General features: G+C 68.4%; 28 protein-coding genes. 16 read left to right on the top strand and 12 right to left on the bottom strand.

All coding sequences use genetic code 11. The annotated features are described in order from the left end of the window. Positions 1-22: 22 nt before the first annotated feature. Genes SVA_RS12315 through SVA_RS12325 form a run of 3 tightly spaced genes read left to right on the top strand, consistent with a single transcriptional unit; the run spans position 23 to position 1,802 of the window. Positions 23-580, top strand: coding sequence for an RNA polymerase sigma factor (locus SVA_RS12315; RefSeq protein WP_096461506.1), 558 nt, complete (start codon positions 23-25; stop codon positions 578-580). After that, a complete protein-coding gene (locus SVA_RS12320; RefSeq protein WP_096461507.1) occupies positions 577-1,311 on the top strand; it encodes a DsrE family protein in 735 nt (244 codons plus the stop codon). The genes SVA_RS12315 and SVA_RS12320 overlap by 4 nt, the downstream gene beginning before the upstream one ends. A 47-nt stretch (positions 1,312-1,358) precedes the next feature. Beyond that, positions 1,359-1,802 (top strand): DsrE family protein, encoded by a 444-nt coding sequence (locus SVA_RS12325; RefSeq protein WP_096461508.1) that lies wholly within the window; start codon positions 1,359-1,361, stop codon positions 1,800-1,802. Between the two features lie 69 nt (positions 1,803-1,871). Here the strand turns inward: SVA_RS12325 and SVA_RS12330 are convergent, their stop codons facing one another. Continuing rightward, the gene (locus SVA_RS12330; RefSeq protein WP_096461509.1) at positions 1,872-2,315 is read right to left on the bottom strand and encodes an NUDIX domain-containing protein; all 444 of its coding nucleotides are present in this window, start codon (positions 2,313-2,315) and stop codon (positions 1,872-1,874) included. Between the two features lie 129 nt (positions 2,316-2,444). On the opposite strand from SVA_RS12330, the gene SVA_RS12335 reads away from it, so the two are divergent. After that, positions 2,445-3,635 carry a DesA family fatty acid desaturase gene (locus tag SVA_RS12335; RefSeq protein ID WP_096461510.1) on the top strand — a complete coding sequence of 397 codons (1,191 nt, stop codon included), beginning with the start codon at positions 2,445-2,447 and terminating at the stop codon, positions 3,633-3,635. A 55-nt stretch (positions 3,636-3,690) separates the two neighbouring features. Here the strand turns inward: SVA_RS12335 and SVA_RS20175 are convergent, their stop codons facing one another. The 4 genes from SVA_RS20175 to radC form a co-directional block, all read right to left on the bottom strand. Then, positions 3,691-4,293 (bottom strand): HNH endonuclease, encoded by a 603-nt coding sequence (locus SVA_RS20175; RefSeq protein ID WP_096462940.1) that lies wholly within the window; start codon positions 4,291-4,293, stop codon positions 3,691-3,693. Between the two features lie 177 nt (positions 4,294-4,470). After that, positions 4,471-4,638, bottom strand: coding sequence for a 50S ribosomal protein L33 (rpmG, locus tag SVA_RS12345; protein ID WP_096461511.1), 168 nt, complete (start codon positions 4,636-4,638; stop codon positions 4,471-4,473). A gap of 16 nt (positions 4,639-4,654) precedes the next feature. Next, entirely contained in the window at positions 4,655-4,891 is a 237-nt protein-coding gene (rpmB, locus tag SVA_RS12350; protein WP_096461512.1) for a 50S ribosomal protein L28, read from the bottom strand. An 83-nt stretch (positions 4,892-4,974) separates the two neighbouring features. After that, positions 4,975-5,649 carry a RadC family protein gene (gene radC, locus SVA_RS12355; protein WP_096461513.1) on the bottom strand — a complete coding sequence of 225 codons (675 nt, stop codon included), beginning with the start codon at positions 5,647-5,649 and terminating at the stop codon, positions 4,975-4,977. 60 nt (positions 5,650-5,709) lie between these two features. Between radC and coaBC the strand changes: the two genes are divergently transcribed. The 6 genes from coaBC to SVA_RS12385 all read left to right on the top strand — a co-directional run bounded on the left by coaBC (position 5,710) and on the right by SVA_RS12385 (position 10,687). Further along, positions 5,710-6,945 carry a bifunctional phosphopantothenoylcysteine decarboxylase/phosphopantothenate--cysteine ligase CoaBC gene (gene coaBC / locus SVA_RS12360; protein WP_096461514.1) on the top strand — a complete coding sequence of 412 codons (1,236 nt, stop codon included), beginning with the start codon at positions 5,710-5,712 and terminating at the stop codon, positions 6,943-6,945. Beyond that, positions 6,899-7,354, top strand: coding sequence for a dUTP diphosphatase (gene dut, locus SVA_RS12365; RefSeq protein WP_096461515.1), 456 nt, complete (start codon positions 6,899-6,901; stop codon positions 7,352-7,354). The genes coaBC and dut overlap by 47 nt, the downstream gene beginning before the upstream one ends. Before the next feature lie 129 nt (positions 7,355-7,483). Continuing rightward, entirely contained in the window at positions 7,484-8,893 is a 1,410-nt protein-coding gene (locus SVA_RS12370; RefSeq protein WP_096461516.1) for a phosphomannomutase/phosphoglucomutase, read from the top strand. 2 nt (positions 8,894-8,895) lie between these two features. Beyond that, complete coding sequence (locus SVA_RS12375; RefSeq protein ID WP_096461517.1) at positions 8,896-9,471, top strand: YqaA family protein; 576 nt, start codon at positions 8,896-8,898, stop codon at positions 9,469-9,471. Between the two features lie 147 nt (positions 9,472-9,618). Then, positions 9,619-10,185, top strand: a complete 567-nt coding sequence (locus SVA_RS12380; protein ID WP_197703184.1) for a class I SAM-dependent methyltransferase — start codon at positions 9,619-9,621, stop codon at positions 10,183-10,185. 55 nt (positions 10,186-10,240) lie between these two features. Further along, positions 10,241-10,687 (top strand): hypothetical protein, encoded by a 447-nt coding sequence (locus SVA_RS12385; protein ID WP_096461519.1) that lies wholly within the window; start codon positions 10,241-10,243, stop codon positions 10,685-10,687. A gap of 24 nt (positions 10,688-10,711) precedes the next feature. On the opposite strand, the gene SVA_RS12390 is transcribed toward SVA_RS12385, so the two are convergent. Continuing rightward, on the bottom strand, positions 10,712-11,158 hold the full coding sequence (locus SVA_RS12390) for a hypothetical protein (RefSeq protein WP_096461520.1): 447 nt from the start codon (positions 11,156-11,158) through the stop codon (positions 10,712-10,714). After that, the gene (locus SVA_RS12395) at positions 11,158-11,373 is read right to left on the bottom strand and encodes a hypothetical protein (RefSeq protein ID WP_148665461.1); all 216 of its coding nucleotides are present in this window, start codon (positions 11,371-11,373) and stop codon (positions 11,158-11,160) included. The genes SVA_RS12390 and SVA_RS12395 overlap by 1 nt, the downstream gene beginning before the upstream one ends. A gap of 340 nt (positions 11,374-11,713) precedes the next feature. Here SVA_RS12395 and SVA_RS12400 point away from each other — a divergent pair, with 340 nt between their 5' ends. From SVA_RS12400 to cspE, 3 genes are all read left to right on the top strand, one after another. Continuing rightward, the gene (locus tag SVA_RS12400; RefSeq protein ID WP_096461522.1) at positions 11,714-12,529 is read left to right on the top strand and encodes a M48 family metallopeptidase; all 816 of its coding nucleotides are present in this window, start codon (positions 11,714-11,716) and stop codon (positions 12,527-12,529) included. A 114-nt stretch (positions 12,530-12,643) separates the two neighbouring features. Beyond that, complete coding sequence (locus tag SVA_RS12405; protein ID WP_096461523.1) at positions 12,644-13,024, top strand: DUF4383 domain-containing protein; 381 nt, start codon at positions 12,644-12,646, stop codon at positions 13,022-13,024. A gap of 188 nt (positions 13,025-13,212) precedes the next feature. Then, a complete protein-coding gene (gene cspE, locus SVA_RS12410) occupies positions 13,213-13,416 on the top strand; it encodes a transcription antiterminator/RNA stability regulator CspE (protein WP_096461524.1) in 204 nt (67 codons plus the stop codon). 88 nt (positions 13,417-13,504) lie between these two features. On the opposite strand, the gene SVA_RS12415 is transcribed toward cspE, so the two are convergent. Both SVA_RS12415 and SVA_RS12420 read right to left on the bottom strand, forming a co-directional pair. Next, on the bottom strand, positions 13,505-14,182 hold the full coding sequence (locus tag SVA_RS12415; RefSeq protein WP_096461525.1) for a hypothetical protein: 678 nt from the start codon (positions 14,180-14,182) through the stop codon (positions 13,505-13,507). A 92-nt stretch (positions 14,183-14,274) separates the two neighbouring features. Beyond that, positions 14,275-14,694, bottom strand: coding sequence for a CBS domain-containing protein (locus SVA_RS12420; RefSeq protein WP_096461526.1), 420 nt, complete (start codon positions 14,692-14,694; stop codon positions 14,275-14,277). Positions 14,695-14,923: 229 nt separating this feature from the next. Here SVA_RS12420 and SVA_RS12425 point away from each other — a divergent pair, with 229 nt between their 5' ends. Next, positions 14,924-15,229, top strand: coding sequence for an EF-hand domain-containing protein (locus SVA_RS12425; RefSeq protein WP_169924075.1), 306 nt, complete (start codon positions 14,924-14,926; stop codon positions 15,227-15,229). A gap of 63 nt (positions 15,230-15,292) precedes the next feature. On the opposite strand, the gene SVA_RS12430 is transcribed toward SVA_RS12425, so the two are convergent. Beyond that, the gene (locus SVA_RS12430) at positions 15,293-15,520 is read right to left on the bottom strand and encodes a hypothetical protein (RefSeq protein ID WP_096461528.1); all 228 of its coding nucleotides are present in this window, start codon (positions 15,518-15,520) and stop codon (positions 15,293-15,295) included. 100 nt (positions 15,521-15,620) lie between these two features. Further along, complete coding sequence (aptA, locus tag SVA_RS12435; RefSeq protein ID WP_096461529.1) at positions 15,621-16,958, bottom strand: omega-aminotransferase AptA; 1,338 nt, start codon at positions 16,956-16,958, stop codon at positions 15,621-15,623. A 238-nt stretch (positions 16,959-17,196) separates the two neighbouring features. On the opposite strand from aptA, the gene SVA_RS19475 reads away from it, so the two are divergent. After that, positions 17,197-18,765 carry a bifunctional metallophosphatase/5'-nucleotidase gene (locus SVA_RS19475; RefSeq protein WP_169924076.1) on the top strand — a complete coding sequence of 523 codons (1,569 nt, stop codon included), beginning with the start codon at positions 17,197-17,199 and terminating at the stop codon, positions 18,763-18,765. On the opposite strand, the gene SVA_RS12450 is transcribed toward SVA_RS19475, so the two are convergent. Further along, the gene (locus tag SVA_RS12450; protein WP_096461530.1) at positions 18,766-19,839 is read right to left on the bottom strand and encodes a GlxA family transcriptional regulator; all 1,074 of its coding nucleotides are present in this window, start codon (positions 19,837-19,839) and stop codon (positions 18,766-18,768) included. Positions 19,840-19,966: 127 nt separating this feature from the next. On the opposite strand from SVA_RS12450, the gene SVA_RS12455 reads away from it, so the two are divergent. Continuing rightward, positions 19,967-21,061, top strand: coding sequence for a class I SAM-dependent methyltransferase (locus SVA_RS12455; RefSeq protein ID WP_197703185.1), 1,095 nt, complete (start codon positions 19,967-19,969; stop codon positions 21,059-21,061). Positions 21,062-21,090 lie beyond the last annotated feature (29 nt).

Consider the following 21,090-nt stretch of genomic DNA (forward strand, 5'->3'; position numbering starts at 1 on the left):
CGGGAGGTCTCCGACAGACGCCATGGACGTACTGAAGACTCTTTTCTCGCGTTCGCGCGAGACGCGGGCCCGGCTGGAGCAACATCGCGCCCGGCTGTACCGCATCGCGTACGCGTGGACGCATAACCGGGCGCTCGCCGACGACCTCGTGCAGGAAACGCTCGCGAAAGCGCTGGCGAAATCGGGTCAGTTGCGCGATCCGAACGCGGGCGAGGCATGGCTCTACAGCATTCTCGCGAACTGCTTCCGCGATCACTTCCGGCGCCAGCGGGATACCGAGCCGATGGACGAAATCGAGCTGGTCGCGGAGTCGACGCCCGAATCGGAAAGCAGCGAGCTCGAGATCGTGCGCAAGGTGCGTGCCGCGATGGGCCGCCTGCCGTTCCCCCAGCGTCAGGTCCTGAGCCTGGTCGATCTGGAAGGCTTCAGCTACGTCGAAGTCGCCAGGGTGCTGGAGATCCCGATCGGAACGGTGATGAGCCGACTCTGCCGCGCACGGGCGGCTCTGAAGACCCAGCTCATGAACGACATGCAGCGCCTTGCCGGAGGGCAGGAAGCGAAGATCCGGAGGATCAAATGAACGAACAGAAACTCTCCGAAGAGTTCCTCAACGCCTTCGTCGACGATCAGCTCGGGCCCGAGGAAAAGAGCCGCGCGTTTCTCGAGCTCAGCCGCGACGAGGCGCTCAATCGCCAGGTCTGCGAGCTGCGCAAGCTCCGCGACATGGTGCGCATGGCCTACGCGGATATCCAGCCCCCGAGCACCGAGACGGGCGCGGGCGGGCGCTCCGGGCGCCTGGGCATCGGAATCGCGGCCGCCGTCACGCTTGCGCTCGGCGTGGTACTCGGCTGGACGCTGCATCAACGCCCCGCCGAGCTGCACCCGGCGGTGGAGGCATCGGGCTCGATGCAGGTCCAGGCGCCGCAGGAAGACGCGACCGACGCGCAGCTGAAGATCGTCGTACACCTGAACGAGCGCGCGCCGCAGCGGATCGAACAGGCGCTCGACGAAGTCGAGTCGCTGCTGAAGCTCTACCGCTCGACCGGGCAGGCCGCGCGTGTCGAGCTCGTCGTCAACGGCGACGGTTTGGCGCTGCTGCGCTCGGACCTGTCCCCGGCGCCGGAACGCGTGCGCCGGATGCAGCAGGAGTACGACAACCTGACGTTCATCGCGTGCCAGAACACGATCGATCGGCTGAAGCGCGATACCGGCGTCGTCGCCCGCCTGTTGCCGGGCGTCGTCGTGATCGACTCTGGGGTGGCGCAGCTGCAGCGGCGCCAGAATCAGGGCTGGGCCTACATCCAGGCCTAGATACAACCACACACCACTGCCGTTACCAGGAGTCTAAGGAGGCTGATATGAAGAAGTTCGTGACTGCGGGCATCGCCGCGCTGCTGGCGCTGGGAGGCATCGCCGGTGCCGCACAGGCCGCGGAGAGCGCCCAGCACAAGGCGGTCTACCACCTCAACTCGGACGACGCCAAGCACCACAAGGCGTTCCTGAACAACGTCCAGAACCACATCAACGCCGTCGGCAAGGACAAGCTCGACCTGCGGGTCGTGATGCACGGTCCCGGCATCACGCTCATGCAGAACGCCAAGTCCGACGAGGACGTCCGCAGCAAGATCGACAACCTGAAGCTGCAGGGCGTGAGCTTCAACGTGTGCGCCAATACGCTGAAGGGCAAGAAGGTCAACTACAAGACGGACATGCACGACGTCTCCGAGAAGGACATCGTGCCGAGCGGGGTCGCGGAGATCGCGATCCTCCAGAGCAAGGGCTACGCGTACGTCAAGCCCTGAGTAACGATTCTCTCCTCATGCCCGCGGGTGCAGATCCGCGGGCTTTTTTTTGCCCGTGATCGGTCGCGGTCAGCGCCCCGCGTCCGGCGAGGGCGGCTGCCCGGTGGCGCGCAAGGCGCGGTAGTCGGCGAGGATCCGGGCGTGATCGAAGGCCAGGTCCGATGGAGGGTTCGCGGGGTCGAACGCGCCCGCTTCGCGGGCGTCGTCCTGTCCGCGCGGCTCGCCGACCGCCTCGGCGACGTAGACGACCGAGGCGGTATGTCCCCTCGGGTCTCGGCTGGGATCGGAGTAGCAGCCCAGCAGCCGTAAAAGCCGCACCTGCAGACCGGTCTCTTCGCGCGCCTCCCGAACCGCCGCCTGTTCGACGGTCTCGCCGACGTCCACGAACCCGCCCGGGATCGCCCAACCCCGAGGGGGATAGCGGCGGGCGATGAGCACGATCGGACGGTCCGGCCGGTCGGCGAGCTCGATGATCACGTCGGCGGCGAGCAGCGGCGTACGGGGTGCGGTCATATTCGCAGAAATGGGCTTGGGACGGCCAGAATACCCGAATGGCCGGGAATAGGCCCGAATTGCCGGCGATCGAAGCAGTTGGGTTATACTCAGTCTTGAATCCTATCCACCTCCCGGGACAACCCACCCATGCTCGACGGTCTGATCGACCTCCCGTGGTGGGGCTACGTGCTTGTTGCACTCGGCCTCACGCACATCACCATCGCCTCCGTCACCATCTTCCTTCATCGCCACCAGGCGCACCGCGCCCTGGACCTGCACCCGATCCTCAGCCACTTCTTCCGGTTCTGGCTCTGGCTCACGACCGGCATGGTGACGAAGGAATGGGCGGCGGTGCACCGGAAGCACCACGCCAAGGTCGAAACGCCGGACGACCCGCACAGCCCGCAACAGGTGGGCATCAACAAGGTCCTGTGGGACGGCGTCTCGCTCTACCGCGTCGAAACGCGAAATGCCGAGACGCTCGCGAAGTACGGCCACGGCACGCCGAACGACTGGATCGAGCGCAGGCTCTACAGCCGCCACACGGCGGCCGGCATCGTGCTGATGCTCGCGATCGACCTCGTGCTCTTCGGCCCGATCGGGCTCTCGATCTGGGCGGTGCAGATGATGTGGATCCCGTTCTTCGCGGCGGGCGTCATCAACGGCATCGGGCACTACTGGGGCTACCGCAACTTCGAGTGCACCGACGCGAGCACGAACATCGTTCCGATCGGAATCGTCATCGGGGGCGAGGAGCTGCACAACAACCACCATACCTTCCCGAGCTCGGCGAAATTCTCGTCGAAGTGGTGGGAGTTCGACATCGGCTGGCTCTACATTCGCCTCTTCGAAGCGTTCGGGCTCGCCCGCGTGAAGAAGATTCCCCCGGAGCTCGCGTGCGATGCCGGCAAGCAGCAGGTGGATCTCGACACCGTGCGCGCCGTCATCGCGGGCCGTTTCCAGGTCATGGCGCAGTTCGCGCGCGACGTCCTGCGCCCGGTGCATCGCGAGGAGCTGCAGAAGGTGAAACCGGAAGACCGCGAATCCTGGGCGCTGCTCAAGCGGGCGAAGCGACTGCTCGTGCGCGAAGCGAGCCTGCTCGACGAGTCGAGCCGGAGCTGGCTGCAGCAGGTGCTCGAGCGGCACGCGAACCTGAACACGGTGTACGCGATGAAGCAGGCGCTGGCCGATATCTGGAATCGCTCGGCGACCACGCAGGACCACTTGCGGCGCGCGATCGAGGACTGGTGCCGGGAGGCCGAACAGACGGGCATCCAGGCCCTGAGGGACTTCGCCGCGAAACTTCGAGGCTACACGCTGGTTCCCGTGCCCGCCTGAGCGGACCGGAGGGCGCGCTTCGACGAAAAACCCGCGTTGGCGGGTTTTTCCTTGCCTACTGCAGCAGCCGCGAGACCCGCTGGTGCAACGGGCTCGAATGCGGGAAATGGGCCAGCAGGAACTCCATCTGGTCGGCGAGCACGCGCTTGCCCTGCAGGTAGATGTACTCGGCATGGGTCGGCACGAACGGCACCGCGAGCAGCTCCATCCCGGCCTGCTCCGGCGTGCGCCCGGCCTTGCGGTTGTTGCAGCGCTTGCACGCCGTCACCACGTTCTTCCAGGCATCGGTGCCGCCCCGGCTGAGCGGGATGATGTGATCGCGCGACAGCCCGCGTCCCGAGAACTGCGTGCCGCAGTACATGCACATGTGCGCGTCGCGCGCGAACAGCGCCTGGTTGTTGAGCGGCGGAACGTAGTGGGCCAGGGCCTTGAGGACCGCGTGGCTGTCCCCGTGCGTGGCGATGATGGAATTCACCTTGATGATCGAGCGGCGGCCGGTGATGGCGTTGTGCCCGCCGTGAATCTCGTACAGCGGCGCGCCCAGCGAGTAGACCACCAGGCCGAGATAGTAGGCCCGTACCGCCTCGCGGAAGTCGATCCATTCGAGAGGAATGCCGGAGGCGTCGGTGCGCAGGACTTGCTGGCTCAAGGCGTACACGAGGAAACCTTCATCCAAGCAAAAAACAACGCTGCGTATTTATCCCAGAAATCCGGCGTGTTGTACATAGTAATAGCACGAATACGCGCGTCGGGCGGCGTCGCCGGATGACGACGCAGAAAAGCGAAAGCCCGGCAAAGCCGGGCTTTCGGTAACACGCCGCAGTACCGGTGGAAGCTACTTGATCTTGGCTTCCTTGTAGGCCACGTGCTTGCGCACGACCGGGTCGTACTTCTTGAGCTCCAGCTTGTCCGGCGTCGTGCGCTTGTTCTTGGTGGTCGTGTAGAAGTGTCCCGTCCCGGCGCTCGAGACGAGCTTGATCTTTTCGCGTATCGCCTTGGCCACGATCGGTCTCCTTTACCTAAACCTTTTCCCCGCGGGCGCGCAGCTCCGCGAGCACGACGTCGATGCCCTTCTTGTCGATGGTGCGCAACCCCTGCTGGGACAGGCGGAGGGTGACCCAGCGCTTCTCGCTCTCCACCCACAACCGGCGGTAATGCAGGTTGGGCAGGAAGCGGCGACGGGTCTTGTTGTTCGCGTGGGAGACGTTGTTGCCGGTCCGCACGCGCTTGCCGGTGACCTGACAGACTCGCGACATAACTGATGCTCCAGGCGCCCCGGAGGGCCGAAAAGGAGCGGTTTTATATCAGAATCCCGGGTGACAGGCCAGCCCCGCCGATGCTACAGCACGCCCCGCTCGGCCAGGGAGACCATCTCCCCGTCGCCGACCACGATGTGGTCCAGGACCCGCACTTCCACGAGCCCGAGGGCCTCCTTGAGGCGCTCCGTCAGGACCTCGTCCGCCCGGCTCGGCTCCGCCACCCCGGACGGGTGGTTGTGCACGAGGATCAGCGCCGCGGCGTTGAGCTTGAGGGCCCGTTTCACCACCTCCCGGGGATAGACGGCGGTACCGTTCAACGTGCCCCGGAACAGCTCCTCGAAGGCGAGCACCCGGTGGCGATTGTCCAGAAAGAGCGCGCAGAACACCTCGTACGGGCGGTCCCGCAGGCAGGCGTGCAGGAAGGCCTTGGTATCGGCCGGCGACTCGAGCGCGTTTCCGCGCGCGAGGCGCGCGCCGAGGTGACGCCGCCCCATCTCGAGCGCCGCCTGGAGCTGCGCGTACTTCGCCTCGCCGAGCCCGGGCGCCTCGCACACGTCCTCGCGGCTCGCGACCAGCAGGTTGCGCAGGCCGTTGAAGCGCGTGAGCAGTTCGCGGGCCAGATCGACCGCGGTTTTCCCGGCCACGCCGGTTCTGACGAAGATCGCGAGGAGCTCGGCGTCGGAGAGCGCTTCCGGCCCGCGCATCAGCAGCTTCTCGCGCGGCCGCTCGGCTTCCGGCCAGTCGGTGATCGGCATGGCAACCTCCCTGTCGTTGTTTGTGCCCGGGCTTCGCGGGCGCGTACACTTTAAATAAATATGCCCACCCTCGCCAACAAACGGGTCCTGCTCGGCGTCACCGGCGGCATCGCGGCCTACAAGAGCGCCGACCTCGTGCGCCGGCTGCGCGAGGCCGGGGCCGACGTGCGCGTGGCCATGACCCGCGCCGCGGGGGAGTTCATCACGCCGCTCACGCTCCAGGCGGTGAGCGGTCATCCGGTGCACCAGGCGCTCCTCGATACCGAGGCGGAAGCCGGGATGAGTCACATCGAGCTCGCGCGCTGGGCCGACGCCGTGCTCGTCGCGCCGGCGAGCGCCGACTTCATCGCCCGCCTAGTGCTCGGCCGCGCGGACGACCTGCTCTCGGCGCTGTGCCTCGCCACCGCCGCGCCACTCGCCGTCGCCCCCGCGATGAACCAGCAGATGTGGCAGAACCCGGCGACGCAGTCGAACCTCGCGCGGTTGCGGGAACGCGGCGTGCGGGTCTTCGGTCCGGCTTCCGGCTCGCAGGCGTGCGGCGAGGTCGGGCCGGGACGGATGCTGGAGCCCGCCGAGCTCGTCGGCCTCGCGGCGGAGATCTTCGCCACCGGCGAGCTCGACGGCGTGCGCGTGCTCGTCACCGGCGGGCCGACATGGGAGGCGATCGACCCGGTGCGCGGACTCACCAACCGCAGTTCCGGAAAGATGGGCTACGCCGTCGCGGCGGCGGCGGCCGAGGCCGGCGCGCGCGCGGTCCTCGTCTCCGGACCGACGACGCTTCCCGACCCGGACCGGGTGCGCACGGTGCGGGTGGTCAGCGCGCGCGAGATGCATGACGCGGTGATGGCCGAGATCGACGCGGCGGATATCTTCGTCGGCGTCGCCGCCGTCGCCGACTACCGGCCGGTCGAGAGCGCCCCGCGCAAGATCAAGAAGGAAGCCGAACGCCTGACCCTCGATCTCGTACGCAACCCGGATATTCTCGCCGACGTCGCGAAGCGACGACCCGACATCTATGCCGTCGGCTTCGCGGCCGAGACCGAGGACCTCGAGGCGCGGGCGCGGGCCAAGCTCGAGGCGAAGGGGCTCGATCTCGTCGCCGCCAATCTCGTCGGTCGGCCGGGCTCGGGCTTCGAAGCCGACACGAACACGCTGCTGCTCGTCGATCGACGGGGCACGACCGAGCTCGCGCAGGCGCACAAGACCGCGCTCGCGCGCATCCTCATTCATGAAATCGCCCAGAGGTACCATGCACAAGGTAGAGCTCAAGATTCTCGACACGCGCATCGGCACTGAATTTCCCCTGCCCGCCTACGCCACCGACGGCTCCGCCGGCGTCGACCTGCGCGCCTGCATCGACGAGCACCTGCGCATCGAGCCCGGCGAGACGCATCTGATCCCGACCGGCATCGCCATCCACATCGCCGACAGGCACATCGCCGCGATGCTGCTCCCCCGCTCGGGCCTTGGCCACAAGAACGGCATCGTGCTGGGCAATCTCGTCGGTCTCATCGACTCCGACTACCAGGGGCAGCTGCTGGTCTCGCTCTGGAACCGCGGGCAGGAACCGTTCGTGCTGGAACCGGGCGACCGCATCTGCCAGATGGTGTTCGTGCCGGTCGTACCCGCGCACTTCGAGGTGGTCGAAGAGTTCGAGGAGTCGCGGCGCGGAGCGGGCGGCTTCGGCCACTCCGGCCGCAAATGAATCGCCCTGATCTCCGGGGCGCCCCCGTGGGCTTGGAACGCGCGCGCCGCGCGGCCGCGATTTCCGGGTGGAAGGGGCGACGGGCGTTGTTCTACACTGCGACCCGAAACCGAATCGAGCGATAAGGACATGTCCACCCCGGGTTCCGTGCCGCGCAGCCAACCGACCGCCCTTCCTCCGGAGATTTTCAAGGCCTACGACATTCGCGGCATCGTCGGGCGCAGCCTCACGCCCGCGATCGTCGAGCGCATCGGCCAGGCGATCGGGAGCGAGGCGATCGCGCGCGGCAGCCGGAAGTTCGCCGTGGGGCGCGACGGACGTCTGTCGGGACCCGAGCTCGTCGCCGCGCTCGCTCGCGGACTCAACCGCGCCGGCTGCGACGTCGTCGACATCGGACAGGTACCGACACCGGTACTCTACTTCGCGACGCATCACCTCGGCACCGGCTCCGGCGTCAGCGTCACGGGCAGCCACAACCCGCCCGACTACAACGGCCTGAAGATCATGATCGCCGGCGAGACGCTTTCGGGCGAGGCGATCCAGGACCTGCGCCGGCGTCTCGAGCGCAACGACCTCGTCCGAGGCGAGGGGCGCGTGACGCCGGTCGACGTCAAGCCGGCGTACATGGATCGCATCGCCGGCGACGTGAAGCTGGCGCGTCGGATGCGCGTGGCGATGGACTGCGGCAACGGCGTCGCCGGCGCGGTCGCGCCCGAGCTGCTGAAACGCCTCGGGTGCGAGCTGACCGAGCTCTATTGCGAGGTCGACGGCCGCTTCCCGAACCACCATCCGGATCCGAGCAAGCCGGAGAACCTCGCCGACCTCATCGCCGCCGTGAAAGGCGGCGGGTACGACGTCGGTCTCGCGTTCGACGGCGACGGCGACCGCCTGGGCGTCGTCACACCGGCCGGCGACATCGTCTGGGCCGATCGCCAGATGATTCTCTACGCGCGCGACGTGCTCGCACGCAACCCCGGCGGAAAGATCATCTACGACGTGAAGTGCTCGCGTACGCTCGACGCCGAGATCCGCAAGGCGGGCGGCGAACCGATCATGTGGAAGACCGGGCACTCGCTCATCAAGGCGAAGCTCAGGGAGTCCGGCGCGCTGCTCGCGGGCGAGATGAGCGGGCACATCTTCTTCAAGGAGCGGTGGTACGGCTTCGACGACGGGCTGTATGCCGCCGCGAGGCTGCTCGAGCTCCTCTCGCGCGATTCCCGGTCTCCCGCGGACATCTTCGGATCGCTCCCGAACACGGTGAACACGCCGGAGCTGAACCTCAAGTTCGCGGAGGGGGAGCATCATGCGGTGATCAAGGAGCTCGTCGGCCAGGCGAGCTTCCCCGACGCGAAGGTCACGACCATCGACGGCCTGCGGGTCGACTTCACCGACGGCTTCGGCCTGGTGCGCGCCTCGAACACCACCCCCGTGCTGGTGCTGCGCTTCGAGGGCGATACCCCGGCGGCGCTCGAGCGCATCCAGGCGCGGTTCCGGGAGCTCCTGAAAAGCGTGCGGCCCGATCTCACCCTGCCCTTCTGACCGTGCGCCTGTTCTCCGCGCTCTACGCCCGCGCCATGGTGTGGGCCCGCCATCCGCGCGCGCCGTACTTCCTCGCCGGGCTCTCGTTCGCCGAGTCCTCGTTCTTTCCCATCCCGCCCGATGTCATGCTGGCGCCGATGGCGCTCGCCCGCCCCAGGCAGGCGTGGGCGTACGCCGCGATCACCACCGCGGCATCGGTCGTCGGCGGCCTCGCCGGTTACCTGATCGGCTGGCTCGCCTTCGGGCTCATCGAGCCGATCCTGCAGCGCGCCGGTTACTGGGAGGGTTATCTCGCCGCCCGGGCGTGGTTCGACGCCTGGGGATTCTGGGCGATCTTCGTCGCCGGTTTTTCGCCGATTCCGTACAAGCTCTTCACGATCGCCGCCGGCGTCATCGGGATGCCGCTCGTACCGTTCGTGCTCGCCTCGACGATCGGGCGCGGCGGGCGCTTCTTCCTCGTCGCCGGGCTGATGGCCCGGGGTGGCGAGCGCATGGAGAAGGCGCTGCACCGCTACGTCGACCGCATCGGCTGGGCGACGGTCGTCGCGCTCGTCGTCGTGTATTTCTGGGCGCGCTGAACCGCGGCAATCGCGAGTGGCGCGACGTTGGCCGCCGGTCGCTCTTGCCCTCGGCCCGGCTACCTAGTGATGTTCCCCAATGGCGATCGGCGCTTGCCTTCTGCATCGTTGATGCGGGGGCCGAGATCAACGACACGGAGGTGTGCGATGCGAGCCACGAGGGAGCTCGGACGATTCATCGGCGTCGTCCTTCTCGTTCTTGGCGTGGGCGCGACGGTCGCCCGCGCCTACGATGTGCCGTACGTGCCGACGCCCGAGCCGGTCGTTCGCGAGATGCTGCAGCTGGCCAAGGTCGGTCCGAACGACATGGTCTACGATCTCGGCTCCGGCGACGGACGTATCGTGATCATGGCCGCGAAGGAGTTCGGCGCACGCGGCGTGGGGGTCGATATCGATCCGGCGCGCATCGCCGAGGCGCGCGAGAACGCCCGCCGGGCCGGCGTGGCGGACAAGGTGAGGTTCGTGCAGGGCAACCTGTTCGACGTCGACCTGCGGCCGGCCACCGCCGTGACGCTCTACCTGCTGCCTTCCGTGAACCTGCAGCTCAAGCCCAAGCTGCTGCGCGAACTGCGGCCCGGCACGCCGGTCGTGTCGCACGCGTGGGACATGGGCACGGACTGGGAGCCGGAGGCGGAACGCACGGTCAGCGACCGCAAGGTGTTCCTGTGGCACGTCCCGCGGCGGACGGCCGGCGCGGCTCGCGGATCCCGTTAGGCCGCCGGCCGGCAACCCGCGTCCGGAGAATGCGCCGGCAGTCGGCGCAGGTAGAATGAACGGCCGACGTGTCGCGAGGGACGGCGCCATGCACACCGCGGAAAAGATCCGGAAGCTCGGGTTCAAGCGCTGGTACGAGCGCGCCCTGCTCGAAGGTCACGCGTACCTCGTCACCTGCTTCCTCGGCATGATCGTCGCCATCGCGGGCATCGAGGTCGTCGGCGGAAGACAGGGCCTGGGCCAGGTGCTCGTCGGCGTGGCGGTCGGCGGCCTCGGCGTCGGTGTCTGCCTGTTCAGCTGGCAGCGGTACCACCGGATCCTCATCCTCGCCGAGCACCTGGGGGCCGGTGCGACCTGCGGGCGCTGCGGCCACTACGCCCGATTCGGCCTCATCGGCTCCGGGGGGTCCGATATGGACGACCCGCGCGAGCAGCCGCAGGAGCGCGGTCCGATCTGGCTCCACGTGAAGTGCCGCGAGTGCGGCAACGAGTGGGTGATCTGAGGCGCCGGGTCCGGCGTTCGCCCCCTAATCGAGCCTGAAGCCCCTCTCCTGCAGGTACCGGATCAGGTGGTACGTCCCCCCGAAGCGGTCGGGAAACTCGTGGAACCGCCTGCCGCAATAAAAGAGATTGTGCCGAAAGTGCGAGCAGAACCACTTCTCCCCGTTCACCTCGAGCGCGAGCTTCACCGCCACCATGCGGTCGTACCGGTTCGAGTTGTCCTCCAGATGGACGCACGCGTGGTAGAGCACCCCGCGCGGCGCCGCCCGGAAAAAGAGACCCCGGCTTTTCTGCAGGAAGATGACGACCGGATGGGAGCGGGTGGAAACCTCGGCGGCGTTCCCGCTGGGAAACTGAACCAGAAAGCTCTGCGTTTCGTCGAACTGCGCACGCTGTCGCCGGCTCAGAACCGTATGAAGGAGGTCGCGGCCGCGGCGCTCCGCGGCCGTGAGCAGCACCTCGTTCACGAGCATCAGCCGCCGACGAGCGGCGTGTGCATCACGATGGATCCCGCCTCCGGCTTGAAGCTCCGGATGGACTCGGCGGAACCGTCGCCCTTCACCTCGTAGGCCAGGTAGTTCCTGGCCTTCAATTCGTTAAACACCTTCTCTGCTGCGATCCGCGTTGCCTGGTCGTGCCAGGAATACTGCCGATCTCCCTCGTCGCACATTACGCGCAGCATACCCATGGATGATTCCCTCCGATGGACTCGTTGCTCGGCAACCGTAGGGCGGTTTTTTCCTGCCCTGCTGTCTTTTGGTTTTGCCTAGGTTAGGGAAGCGCGGCGGTTCGATCAATCAAGGGGTTTCCCCCAAGTCACCCGAACTACACCGGAGGCGAGGTCGTGACGCGGGTAAGCACCGCGGCCAATGGCGAAAACTGCGCCGAGCCGATCGAGCGCGGGACGTCGAGTTGCCCTTTGCCCAAGCAGGCGAATACCGCGTCGGCCTACGGACCACGCTCCGCCTCTTCTGCCCCGACCGCACCGGCATGATAATCAGCGCTGTGAAGGAATCGTGGAGCTGACAATGACCCTGACCCGCCGAAGGCTCGCCGCCGTTCTCGCCGGTATGCTCGTGCTGCTCTTCGCGTGCCAGACGACGCCGACCGGCCGGCGTCAGCTCAACCTGTTCCCCGACGAGCAGGTGGCGGAAATGGGCCAGACGGCGTTCGCGCAGATGAAGCAAAAGACGCCGCCTGCGCAGGGCGATCCCGCGAGCAAGTACATCCAGTGCGTCGCGCAGTCCGTCGTGCAGGTCGTCCGGAAGCCCAAGGGGGGCGGGCAGTGGGACGTGAGCGTCTTCGCGGACGACCAGGTGAACGCTTTCGCCCTGCCGGGTGGCGGCATCGGCATCTACACCGGCATCCTGAAGGCGGCACGCACGCCCGATCAGCTGGCCGCAGTGATCGGGCACGAGATCGCGCACGTGCAGGCCGAGCACGCGAACGCACGGCTCTCGACGCAGTATGCGACGGAGGCCGGACTCGGCCTCATCCAGGCGATCGCGGGCGGAGGCGGTGGAGAAGGCGGCAACGTCATGGCGCTCCTCGGTCTGGGCGCGCAGGTCGGAATCCTGCTTCCTTTCAGCCGCGCCCAGGAGTCGGAAGCCGATATCATCGGACTGGAATACATGGCGCGGGCCGGCTACGACCCGCGCCAGGCCGTCAACCTGTGGCAGAACATGGCCAGGGTGGGCGGCTCCGGGCCGCCGGCGTTCCTCTCCACGCATCCGTCGAGCGAGCAGCGCATGGAGAACCTGAACAAGCATACGCCCAAGGCGCTCGAGCTATACCGGCAGGCGCAGGCGCAGGGACGCAAACCGAACTGCACTCCGCCGCGCTGATCGCGCGACGCCGCGGAGTGGGGGATTCCCCGGATACAGGCGCTGGTCGCGGCGTGAAAAGGTGCGGGCTACGGAAAAGCCGGACGGCCTGTCCGGCATGGCAAGGAGGGACTCATGCTCAAACGCGCAGCCGTCGTCTTCGGCATCGCTTTCATCGCCGCCGGCATCCTGGGGTTCGTACCGGGCATCACGACGTCGGACGGTTACCTGCTTGGAATCTTCCACGTCAACGCCGCGCACAACGTCATTCATCTGGTCAGCGGAGCGGCCGCGCTCTACGCCGGCATGCAGAGCGAATCGCTCTCGCGCCTCTACTTCCAGGTCTTCGGGGTGATCTACGCGCTCGTCGCCCTGCTCGGGCTGTTCTACGGGAGGGAGCCTTTGCTCGGTTTCATCGCGCACAACCCGGCGGACGTCGTCCTGCACCTCGTGATCGCGGCGGCCGCCCTGTACTTCGGCTTCGGTTATCGGGAGCACCGGCCGATCACGGCCTAGGCGACAAAGGCGCCGGACCGGGAGACCGGTCCGGCGGCGTCTGGCTTTTTTTAAGCGGTTCGCCTAAGCTTTCCGTGGCTGCAGTCGCCACGGCCCTTCGGTAGTCCCTCCGGTTAAATCCGCAGTTACTTCCGCAGTCCCGTTCGATAGGCTCCTGCAGCTCTAGTCAACTAACCGGAGTAAGTACAGTGCTCAAAGGTACCGTCAAGTGGTTCAACGAGAGTAAAGGTTTCGGCTTCATCACCCCGGAGAGCGGCGGGAAGGACGTGTTCGTGCACTACTCCGCCATCCAGGGCGGCGGATTCAAGGTCCTGACCGAGGGCCAGAAGGTGCAGTTCGAGCTGCAGCAGACCCCGAAGGGCCCCGCGGCGGCGAACGTCACCGCGATCTGACCGACCGCGATTTTCGGTAAACGAACCCCGCTTCGGCGGGGTTCGCTTTTTCGAGGGCCGGCCGGGCGCGTGCCGGTGCGGTTCTCGCTCACTTCCTGCCTTTCTTGTCCCCCTTTCCGCGCCCGCCCTTCCCGTCATCATCATCATCGTCGTCGTCATCCTCTCGGCCACCGGGCCGGCCGGCGCCGTTGCCGCCTGTTCCTATCGTGATGGTCGGGCCGCCGCCGCCCGAGCCGCTCGGGGGTGGGCTCGCGTTGCCGGAGGATGGGGCGGACGCTTCGGGCGCGCTGCCTCCCGATGAAGCCCCGCCGCCCGAGCTCACGGGAGGCGCCGCCGCACCTCCGCCCGAGCCGCCGCCGAGATCGACGCCGGCATTGACCTGCACATCGCCTCCGCCGCCTCCGTCCTTGCCGGCCAGCGCCGCCATGGCGCCCACGAGCAGCACGCCGATCAGGATCTTGGGCCAGACCCGGCCGCCCTCTTCCGGCGCGGGGGCCCGCGTTTCGCTGCCGAGCCCCGGGAGCGCGATCTCCCGCGCGGGGGTCGTCGCGGCGCCCGGCGCACCGGACGGATCGACGGAGCCGCTTGCCGGGTCCGTCGCCGGGTCGGCCGATTCCCGCGAAGCGGGCGGCAGGCGGTATTCGTACGGATCGCCGATGGCGCGCGCGTAGTGAATGTCGACCGCGCTGGCGGTGTGGGAGACGGGAAGCGAAAAGGCCGCGATGAGGAGCGCGCGTCGCGCGCGGCGGGCTCGTCCTTGCCTCATGACCGATCACTCCTGTGATCGCGCCCATGGGAGCACAGTGCCCGCAAGCCGGCAATGCGGTGATACCCGCTCCGTCGAGCGCGGCCCGGGCTTCAGCCGGTGATATACCGCGTCAGCTGCTGGATCAGCTGTTCCTTCTCCTCGAGCATCAGGGCCACCAGGTCGCGCAGCGAGACGATGCCGACGCACTCCTCGCCGTCGAACACCAGCAGATGACGGCAGCGATGCTCCTTCATGAGATCGAGGCAGCGCCCGACACTTTCGCGCGGGCCGACTCGAACCGGATCCTGCCGCATCACGTCGCGCAGCCGCACGCCGCTCGGATCGCGTCCCGCCGCGATCACCCGCTTCACCAGATCGCGCTCGGTGAAGATGCCCGTTACGCGTGCCGCCCCCGTCACCACGACCGAACCGATGAAGCGCTCGGTCATGAGCTGAGCGGCTTCCAGGGCGGTGCTGCGCTCGTCAAGCACCGCGACCGTCCGCTGGATGCCGGTATAGATCAAGGCCATGCTGCACCTTCCTGGGCGCGCGCCTGCCGGGCCCGGGCCCGGCATGCGCCCGCAAACACGATAGCCCGTCCGCGCACGTCCACCAAGAATCCGTCGCGGGAGACAGCGCGCGCAGTGGGGGCGCGTCGGCCTCGCGCTGCCCGGATAAAAACGGCGCGCGGAATCCCGCGGCGGAGGAAAGGTCTAATCGGGTGCCAGGTGGCGTAGCATGCTGACGGGAGAACCACGCATGAACACCTCTTCCCGCATGTTGGTCATCGGCCTCGCCGTCGGCATTCTGTCGGCGGGGTGCGGCGAGGGTCGGGAAGGCCGACCGGCGACCGGCGAGACGGCGCGCCTGCCTTTCGAGCAGGCCGACATCGACAAGAGCGGGGCGCTTTCCACGCAGGAGGCGGTGCTCGTGCCCGGGCTCGACCTGCTCGCGGTCGACAAGGACGGAGACGGCACGATCGAGCGCGAGGAGTACGAGGCGTGGGCTCGGGGAGGTCGCGCTGCCCTCCCCGAAACGGCAGGCGCCGACGAGGCCCGGCGCTGAACCGCCCTGGCCGTCGCGGGGAGCCGCCCCGCGCCTCCCGCTCACACCGGCCGTGAACGCAACCTAGGCGCCGTCCTCGTACCAGATGGTGATCGTGAGCGACCGGCTCACGGTGCCGCGCTCGGTCGGCCCATCGGGTATGAACACCGCTCCCTCCGACTGGGCGACGTGCAGCAACCGCGCGGGACGGTGCTGCTCGAGCCAGTTGTTGATGCCCTTTTTCACGATGGCCGGCGTCACCGAACCCTTGTCGGACCACTCCTCGAACCGGATCACCTCGCAATGCACCATACCGCCCTCCGCTGCGCGTTCCTGCGCAGAATTCGGTCCATCGGCGCCGTCCCCGCCGCGCGCGGCCGTCGCCCGCCCGCGATCGAGATCCGGCCGTTTCCTACGCCGTTTCCTTCAGCGCCTCGCCCAGTATCGAGTACATCTCGTCGACGTGGCCCCGGGTGAGGATCAGGGGCGGCGAGAGGGCGATGATGTCGGCGACGGCGCGTACGAGCAGACCCTTCTCGTAGCAGCGCACGAACACGTCGTAGGCGCGCTTCCCGGGGCCGTCCGCGCGCGGCTCGAGCTCGATCCCGGCGACCAGGCCGAGGTTGCGCAGGTCGATCACGTGCGGCGCGCCTTTCAAACCGTGCACCGCCTCCTCCCAGTACGCGCTCAGGCCGGCGGCGTTCTCGAACACGCCCTCGTCGCGGTAGAGGTCGAGCGTCGCGAGCCCGGCGGCGGCCGCCAGCGGGTGGCCCGAGTAGGTGTAGCCGTGGGCCAGCTCGATGAGATGCTCGGGTCCGTTCATGAAAGCGTCGTGAACGGCCGCGCGCACGACCGTCGCCCCCATCGGCACCGCCGCGTTGGTGAGCCCCTTGGCGAGCGTGACGATGTCGGGGAGGACGTCGAAATAATCGGCGGCAAACGGCGCGCCCAGCCGCCCGAAGCCGGTGATCACTTCGTCGAAGATGAGCAGGATGCCGTGGCGGTCGCAGAGCTGGCGCAGCCGCCGCAGGTAACCCTTTGGCGGGATCAGCACGCCGTTCGACCCGGCGATCGGCTCGACGATGACGGCGGCGATGGTGCTCGCGTCGTGCAGCGTGACGAGCCGCTCCAGCTCGTCGGCGAGCTCGGCGCCCCGTTCGGGCTCGCCGCGCGAGAAGGCGTTGCGCCCGAGGTCGTGGGTGTGCGGCAGGTGATCGACGCCGGGTAGCCCGAGGCCGAAGGCCTTGCGGTTCACGACGACGCCGCCGACCGAGTTTCCGCCGAAGTTGACGCCGTGGTAGCCGCGCACGCGCCCGATCAGGCGCGTGCGGCTCGCCTGCCCGCGCGCGTGGTGATAGGCGATCGCGATCTTCAGCGCGGTCTCGACCGCCTCCGAGCCGGAGTTCGAGAAGAACACGTGGTCGAGATCGCCCGGCAGCATCTGCGCCACGCGGCTCGCGAGCTCGAAGGCCTTGGGGTGCCCCATCTGGAACGGGGGCGCGAAATCCATTTCCGCGGCCTGCCGCCGGATCGCCTCGACGATCGGTTCGCGGCAGTGCCCGGCGTTGACGCACCACAGGCCTGCGGTGCCGTCGAGGACGCGGCGCCCGTCGTGGCTCACGTAGTGCATGTCCTTTGCGCCGACCAGGAGTCGCGGCGCCGCCTTGTACTGGCGGTTCGCGGTAAAGGGCATCCACCAGGCGCGGAGGTCCGGCGTGACGGAAGGGGAACGGGAAGACGCGCTCTTCATCGACTCCTCCTTGGCCCGGCGCGGATGCGGCGCGCCCGGGATGGCGTACGGAGTACGGCTGATACCCGCGCGGGGATATCGGGGTGAGCCATCCGTGTCGTCCGATCCTACCTCAGAACAACGGACGTCGCCCGGCATGCTCGGGACTACCGGAAAAAGGAGTACGGGGAAGTCTCGATTGATCGCCTGGAGGCGCCTCGGACAATGCCCGAATCGCCTCGAACACGGAGTGACACGGATGTCACGTCGTCCGGCCCTCGCCCTGGCGCTGCTGCTCGCTTCCGGGCTGGGCGCGTGCGCTCACGGAAACGCAGTGAACGACAGCGCGCTCACGATCCTGCACACGAACGATCTGCACGGGCACATCGAGCCGTGGACCGGTTGGGGCGAGCTGGACGGCAAGCGCATCGGCGGCCTCGATCGGATCGCGACGGCGGTCGCCGATGTGCGTCGAGAGGTCGGCGCCGAGAAGGTCCTGCTGCTCGACGGCGGAGACACGATCGGCGACACGATGATTGCGGTCGAGACGGAGGGCCGGGCGGTCGTCGAGGCGATGAACGCGATCGGGTACGACGCCATGGTGATCGGCAACCACGAGCCCGACTTCGGGCCGGAAGCGCTCGCACGGCGCATCGGCGAGGCCCGATTCCCGGTGCTCGCCGCCAATCTGTATCGCAAAGGCGGGGGACATTTCGCGACGCCCTACGTTCTTCGCACGATCAACGGCGTGCGCATCGGCGTCATCGGGCTCGCGTACCCCAACACGGCGCTCACGACCGCGTCGAAGAACGTCGCCGGCCTCGAGTTCCGCGATGCCATCGACACGGCGCGCGAGCTCGTGCCGCAACTGCGCCGCGAAGGCGCGCAGCTGGTCGTGGTGCTTTCGCACTTCGGCCTCTCGGCCGAGCAGCACCTCGCGCGCGAGGTGCCGGGCATCGACGTGATCGTGGGCGGCCACAGCCACAACCGCATGGTCGAGGCGGAGCGCGTGGGGGAGACGCTGATCGTGCAGGCCGGCGCGCACGGCTCGGACCTCGGCCGTCTCGACCTCACGATCGAGAACGGCCGGGTCACCGGACACCGCCGGCATCTGATCCTCATCGACAACGACCTCCTGCAGCCCGATCCGCGCGTCGCCGACGTGGTACACGCGGCCCTCGCGCCGCACCGGGAGAGACTCGACGAGACCGTCGGCGCCGCGGGCGGTACCGTGGCGCGCGCCCAGACGCTCGCCGGCCAGGAACCGGGGCCGCGCGACGAGCCGTCGCCGGCGGACATGCTGTTTGCCGATATCGTGCGACGCGAGACCGGCGTGGACGCCGCGCTGCTCCCCGGCGTCGGCTACGGCGTCGCCATTCCGCCGGGATCGATCGCGGCCGCCGGGCTTCGCAACCTGATTCCGCACGACTCGAAGGTCGTGACCATGACGCTGACGGGCGCGCAGGTCCGCGAGATCCTCGAGCAGTCGCTCGAGAACACCTACACGAAGGATCCCCGGGTAAAGGTCGGCGGGCTGGTGCAGGTCAGCGGTCTGACGTTCGCGTACCGGCGCGACGCGAAGCGGGGGGAGCGGCTACGGGAAGTGCGGATCGGCGACGAGCCGCTCGACCCCGGGCGCCGCTACCGCGTCGCGACGAACACGCTGCTCGCGCAGGGCGGCCACCGCTACCGGACGTTCACGGAGGGACAGGACCGGCGCGAGCTCGGGTCGCAGTACGAGCTGGTCAAGTCGGCGATCGGTCGCGCCGGCACGCTCGTCGCGCCGGCCGAACCTCGAGTGCGCCGGACGTCGAGCGCGGCGCGATGATCATGACGCAAGACGACCGCGCGGCGGCGCCGCGGGTGCGCGCCGCTCGCCCTGCTCCAGCACGCGGCGCAGCGCGCCGAAGCGCTTGCGGTACTGCGCGGGGGTGAGGCCGACCTGCCGGCGGAACAGCCGGCCGAAGAAGCTCGCGTCCTCGTAGCCGACCTCGTTCGCCACGGCGTCGATGGGGAGCTCGGTGGTCTCGAGGACGTGCTTCGACTCCTCGAGCCTCAGCGTGTGCACGTACGCGATCGGTGACATGCCGGTCGCCCGCGCGAAGCGCCGCTTGAAGGAGCGCTCGGGCAACCCGCTCAGGCGCGCCATCGCCGCCACGGGGGTGTCCTCGTCGTAATGCAGCGCGATCCATTCCTGGCACTTCGCGATGAGGGCGTCCTCGACCTGGCGGCCGCGGGTGAGGGCCGCGTACGGCTGCTGGCCGACGTCGTGCCAGTTGACGAGATGCAATCGCGCGACCCGCATCGCCTCCTCGGTCCCGAGGAAGCGCGCGATGAGGAAGAGCGTGACGTCCTGCCAGGAGGTGCCCCCGCCGCCGAGGATCAGGCGGCCCTCGCCGGAGATCACGAGCGCCCGGTTCGGGTGCACGCGCGTCTTCGGGTAGCGCGCGGCCATCGCCTCGCAGTACCCCCAGTGCGTGGTCGAGTCCTGCCCGTCGAGCAGCCCGGCCTCGGCGAGCACCAGCGCGCCCGAGCAGGCGGCGGCCAGCGTCGCGCCCGCGGCGTAGCGCTGTCGGAGCCACTCGACCTCCGCCGTGTAGCGCCCCGAGAGCTCCTCCTCCGGCGCGACCATCAGGTCCGGAATCGCGACGACATCCACCGCCGGGCACGCGTCGAGCGCGCACTCGGGCTCGACGCGCAGACCGCTGACCGCCCGGAAGCCCCGGCCGTCCGCAGAGACGATGAGCGGGCGGATCAAGGACTGCCCCGGCCGGCCGGCGACGAGAAAGTCCCAGTCCCGCCCCGCCGAGGCCAGGACGTCGTACATGCCGTAGAGGGTCGAGGCGGTCGACTCGGGCACCGCCAGGAGGGCGACGGTCAGCCTGGCGTTTGCGTCCGACATGGCAGATTCGTCCGGTAATTGCCCGAAACGACTTTATCGCAACCGTAGGGGCGGGAGTACCTTTCTCCGCGCCGGGAGAGCCCCGTCGGCCCCCGTGCGAGAAACATCCGCCTATTAGGAGGCATCCATGGCACAGACAGCGCAGAAACAGCTCGACTTCGATCCGGCGCGCGCCGAGGCCTTCGCCGGCCGGCTGCTCGCCACCCTCAACAACGGGGCCCTCTGCCTGATGGTCTCCGTCGGCCATCGTACCGGCCTCTTCGACGCCATGCGCACGCTGCCCCCCGCCACGAGCGCCGAGATCGCGGCGGCCGCGAAGCTCGACGAGCGCTACGTGCGCGAGTGGCTCGGCGCGATGGTGACCGGCGCGATCGTCGAGTACGACCCGGCGACCCGCCGCTACGCGCTGCCCGCCGAGCACGCCGCTTTCGTGACGCGCGCCGCGAACGCCGACAACATGGCGGTGTTCGCGCAGTACATCGGCGTGCTCGGCGGCGTCGAGGACGACATCGTGCATTGCTTCAGGCACGGCGGCGGCGTCCCCTACTCGCGCTACCCGCGATTCCACGAGGTCATGGCGGAGGACAGCGGGCAGTCGGTCCTCTCCTCGCTCGAGACGCACATCCTGCCGCTCGTGCCGGGCCTGACGGACCGGCTCGCGCAGGGGATCCGCATGCTCGACGTGGGCTGCGGTCGGGGGCGCGTCGTGAACCGCCTCGCGGCGCTGTATCCGAAGAGCCGCTTTACCGGCATCGACCTCTCGGAGGAGGCGATCGCGCACGCGCGGGAGAGCGCGCGGGCGCAGGGCCTCGTCAACGTCGAGTTCATCGCCGCCGACCTCAGCGACTTCGACCGCAATGCGGAGCCGGAGGCGTACGATTTCATCGCGACCTTCGATGCCGTGCACGACCAGGCGAAGCCGTTGAACGTGCTCAAGGGCATCCGGCGCGCGCTGAAGCCGGACGGCGTATACCTCATGCAGGACATCAGCGGCACCGGGCACGTGCACAAGGATGCCGAGCACCCGCTCGGCCCGCTCCTCTACACGGTCTCGTGCATGCACTGCATGACCGTCTCGCTCGCCCAGGGCGGAGAGGGCCTGGGGGCCATGTGGGGCGAGGAGAAGACCCGGGAGTACCTCGCCCGCGCGGGCTTCCGCTCGGTCACGACGAACCGCCTCGCGCACGACCTCCAGAACAACTGGTACACCGTGCTGAAGTAGCGATTCGCGCCACGGGGCCTGCGGCGACC

The sequence above is a fragment of the Sulfurifustis variabilis genome (assembly GCF_002355415.1).
Classification (GTDB): Bacteria; Pseudomonadota; Gammaproteobacteria; order Acidiferrobacterales; family Sulfurifustaceae; genus Sulfurifustis; species Sulfurifustis variabilis.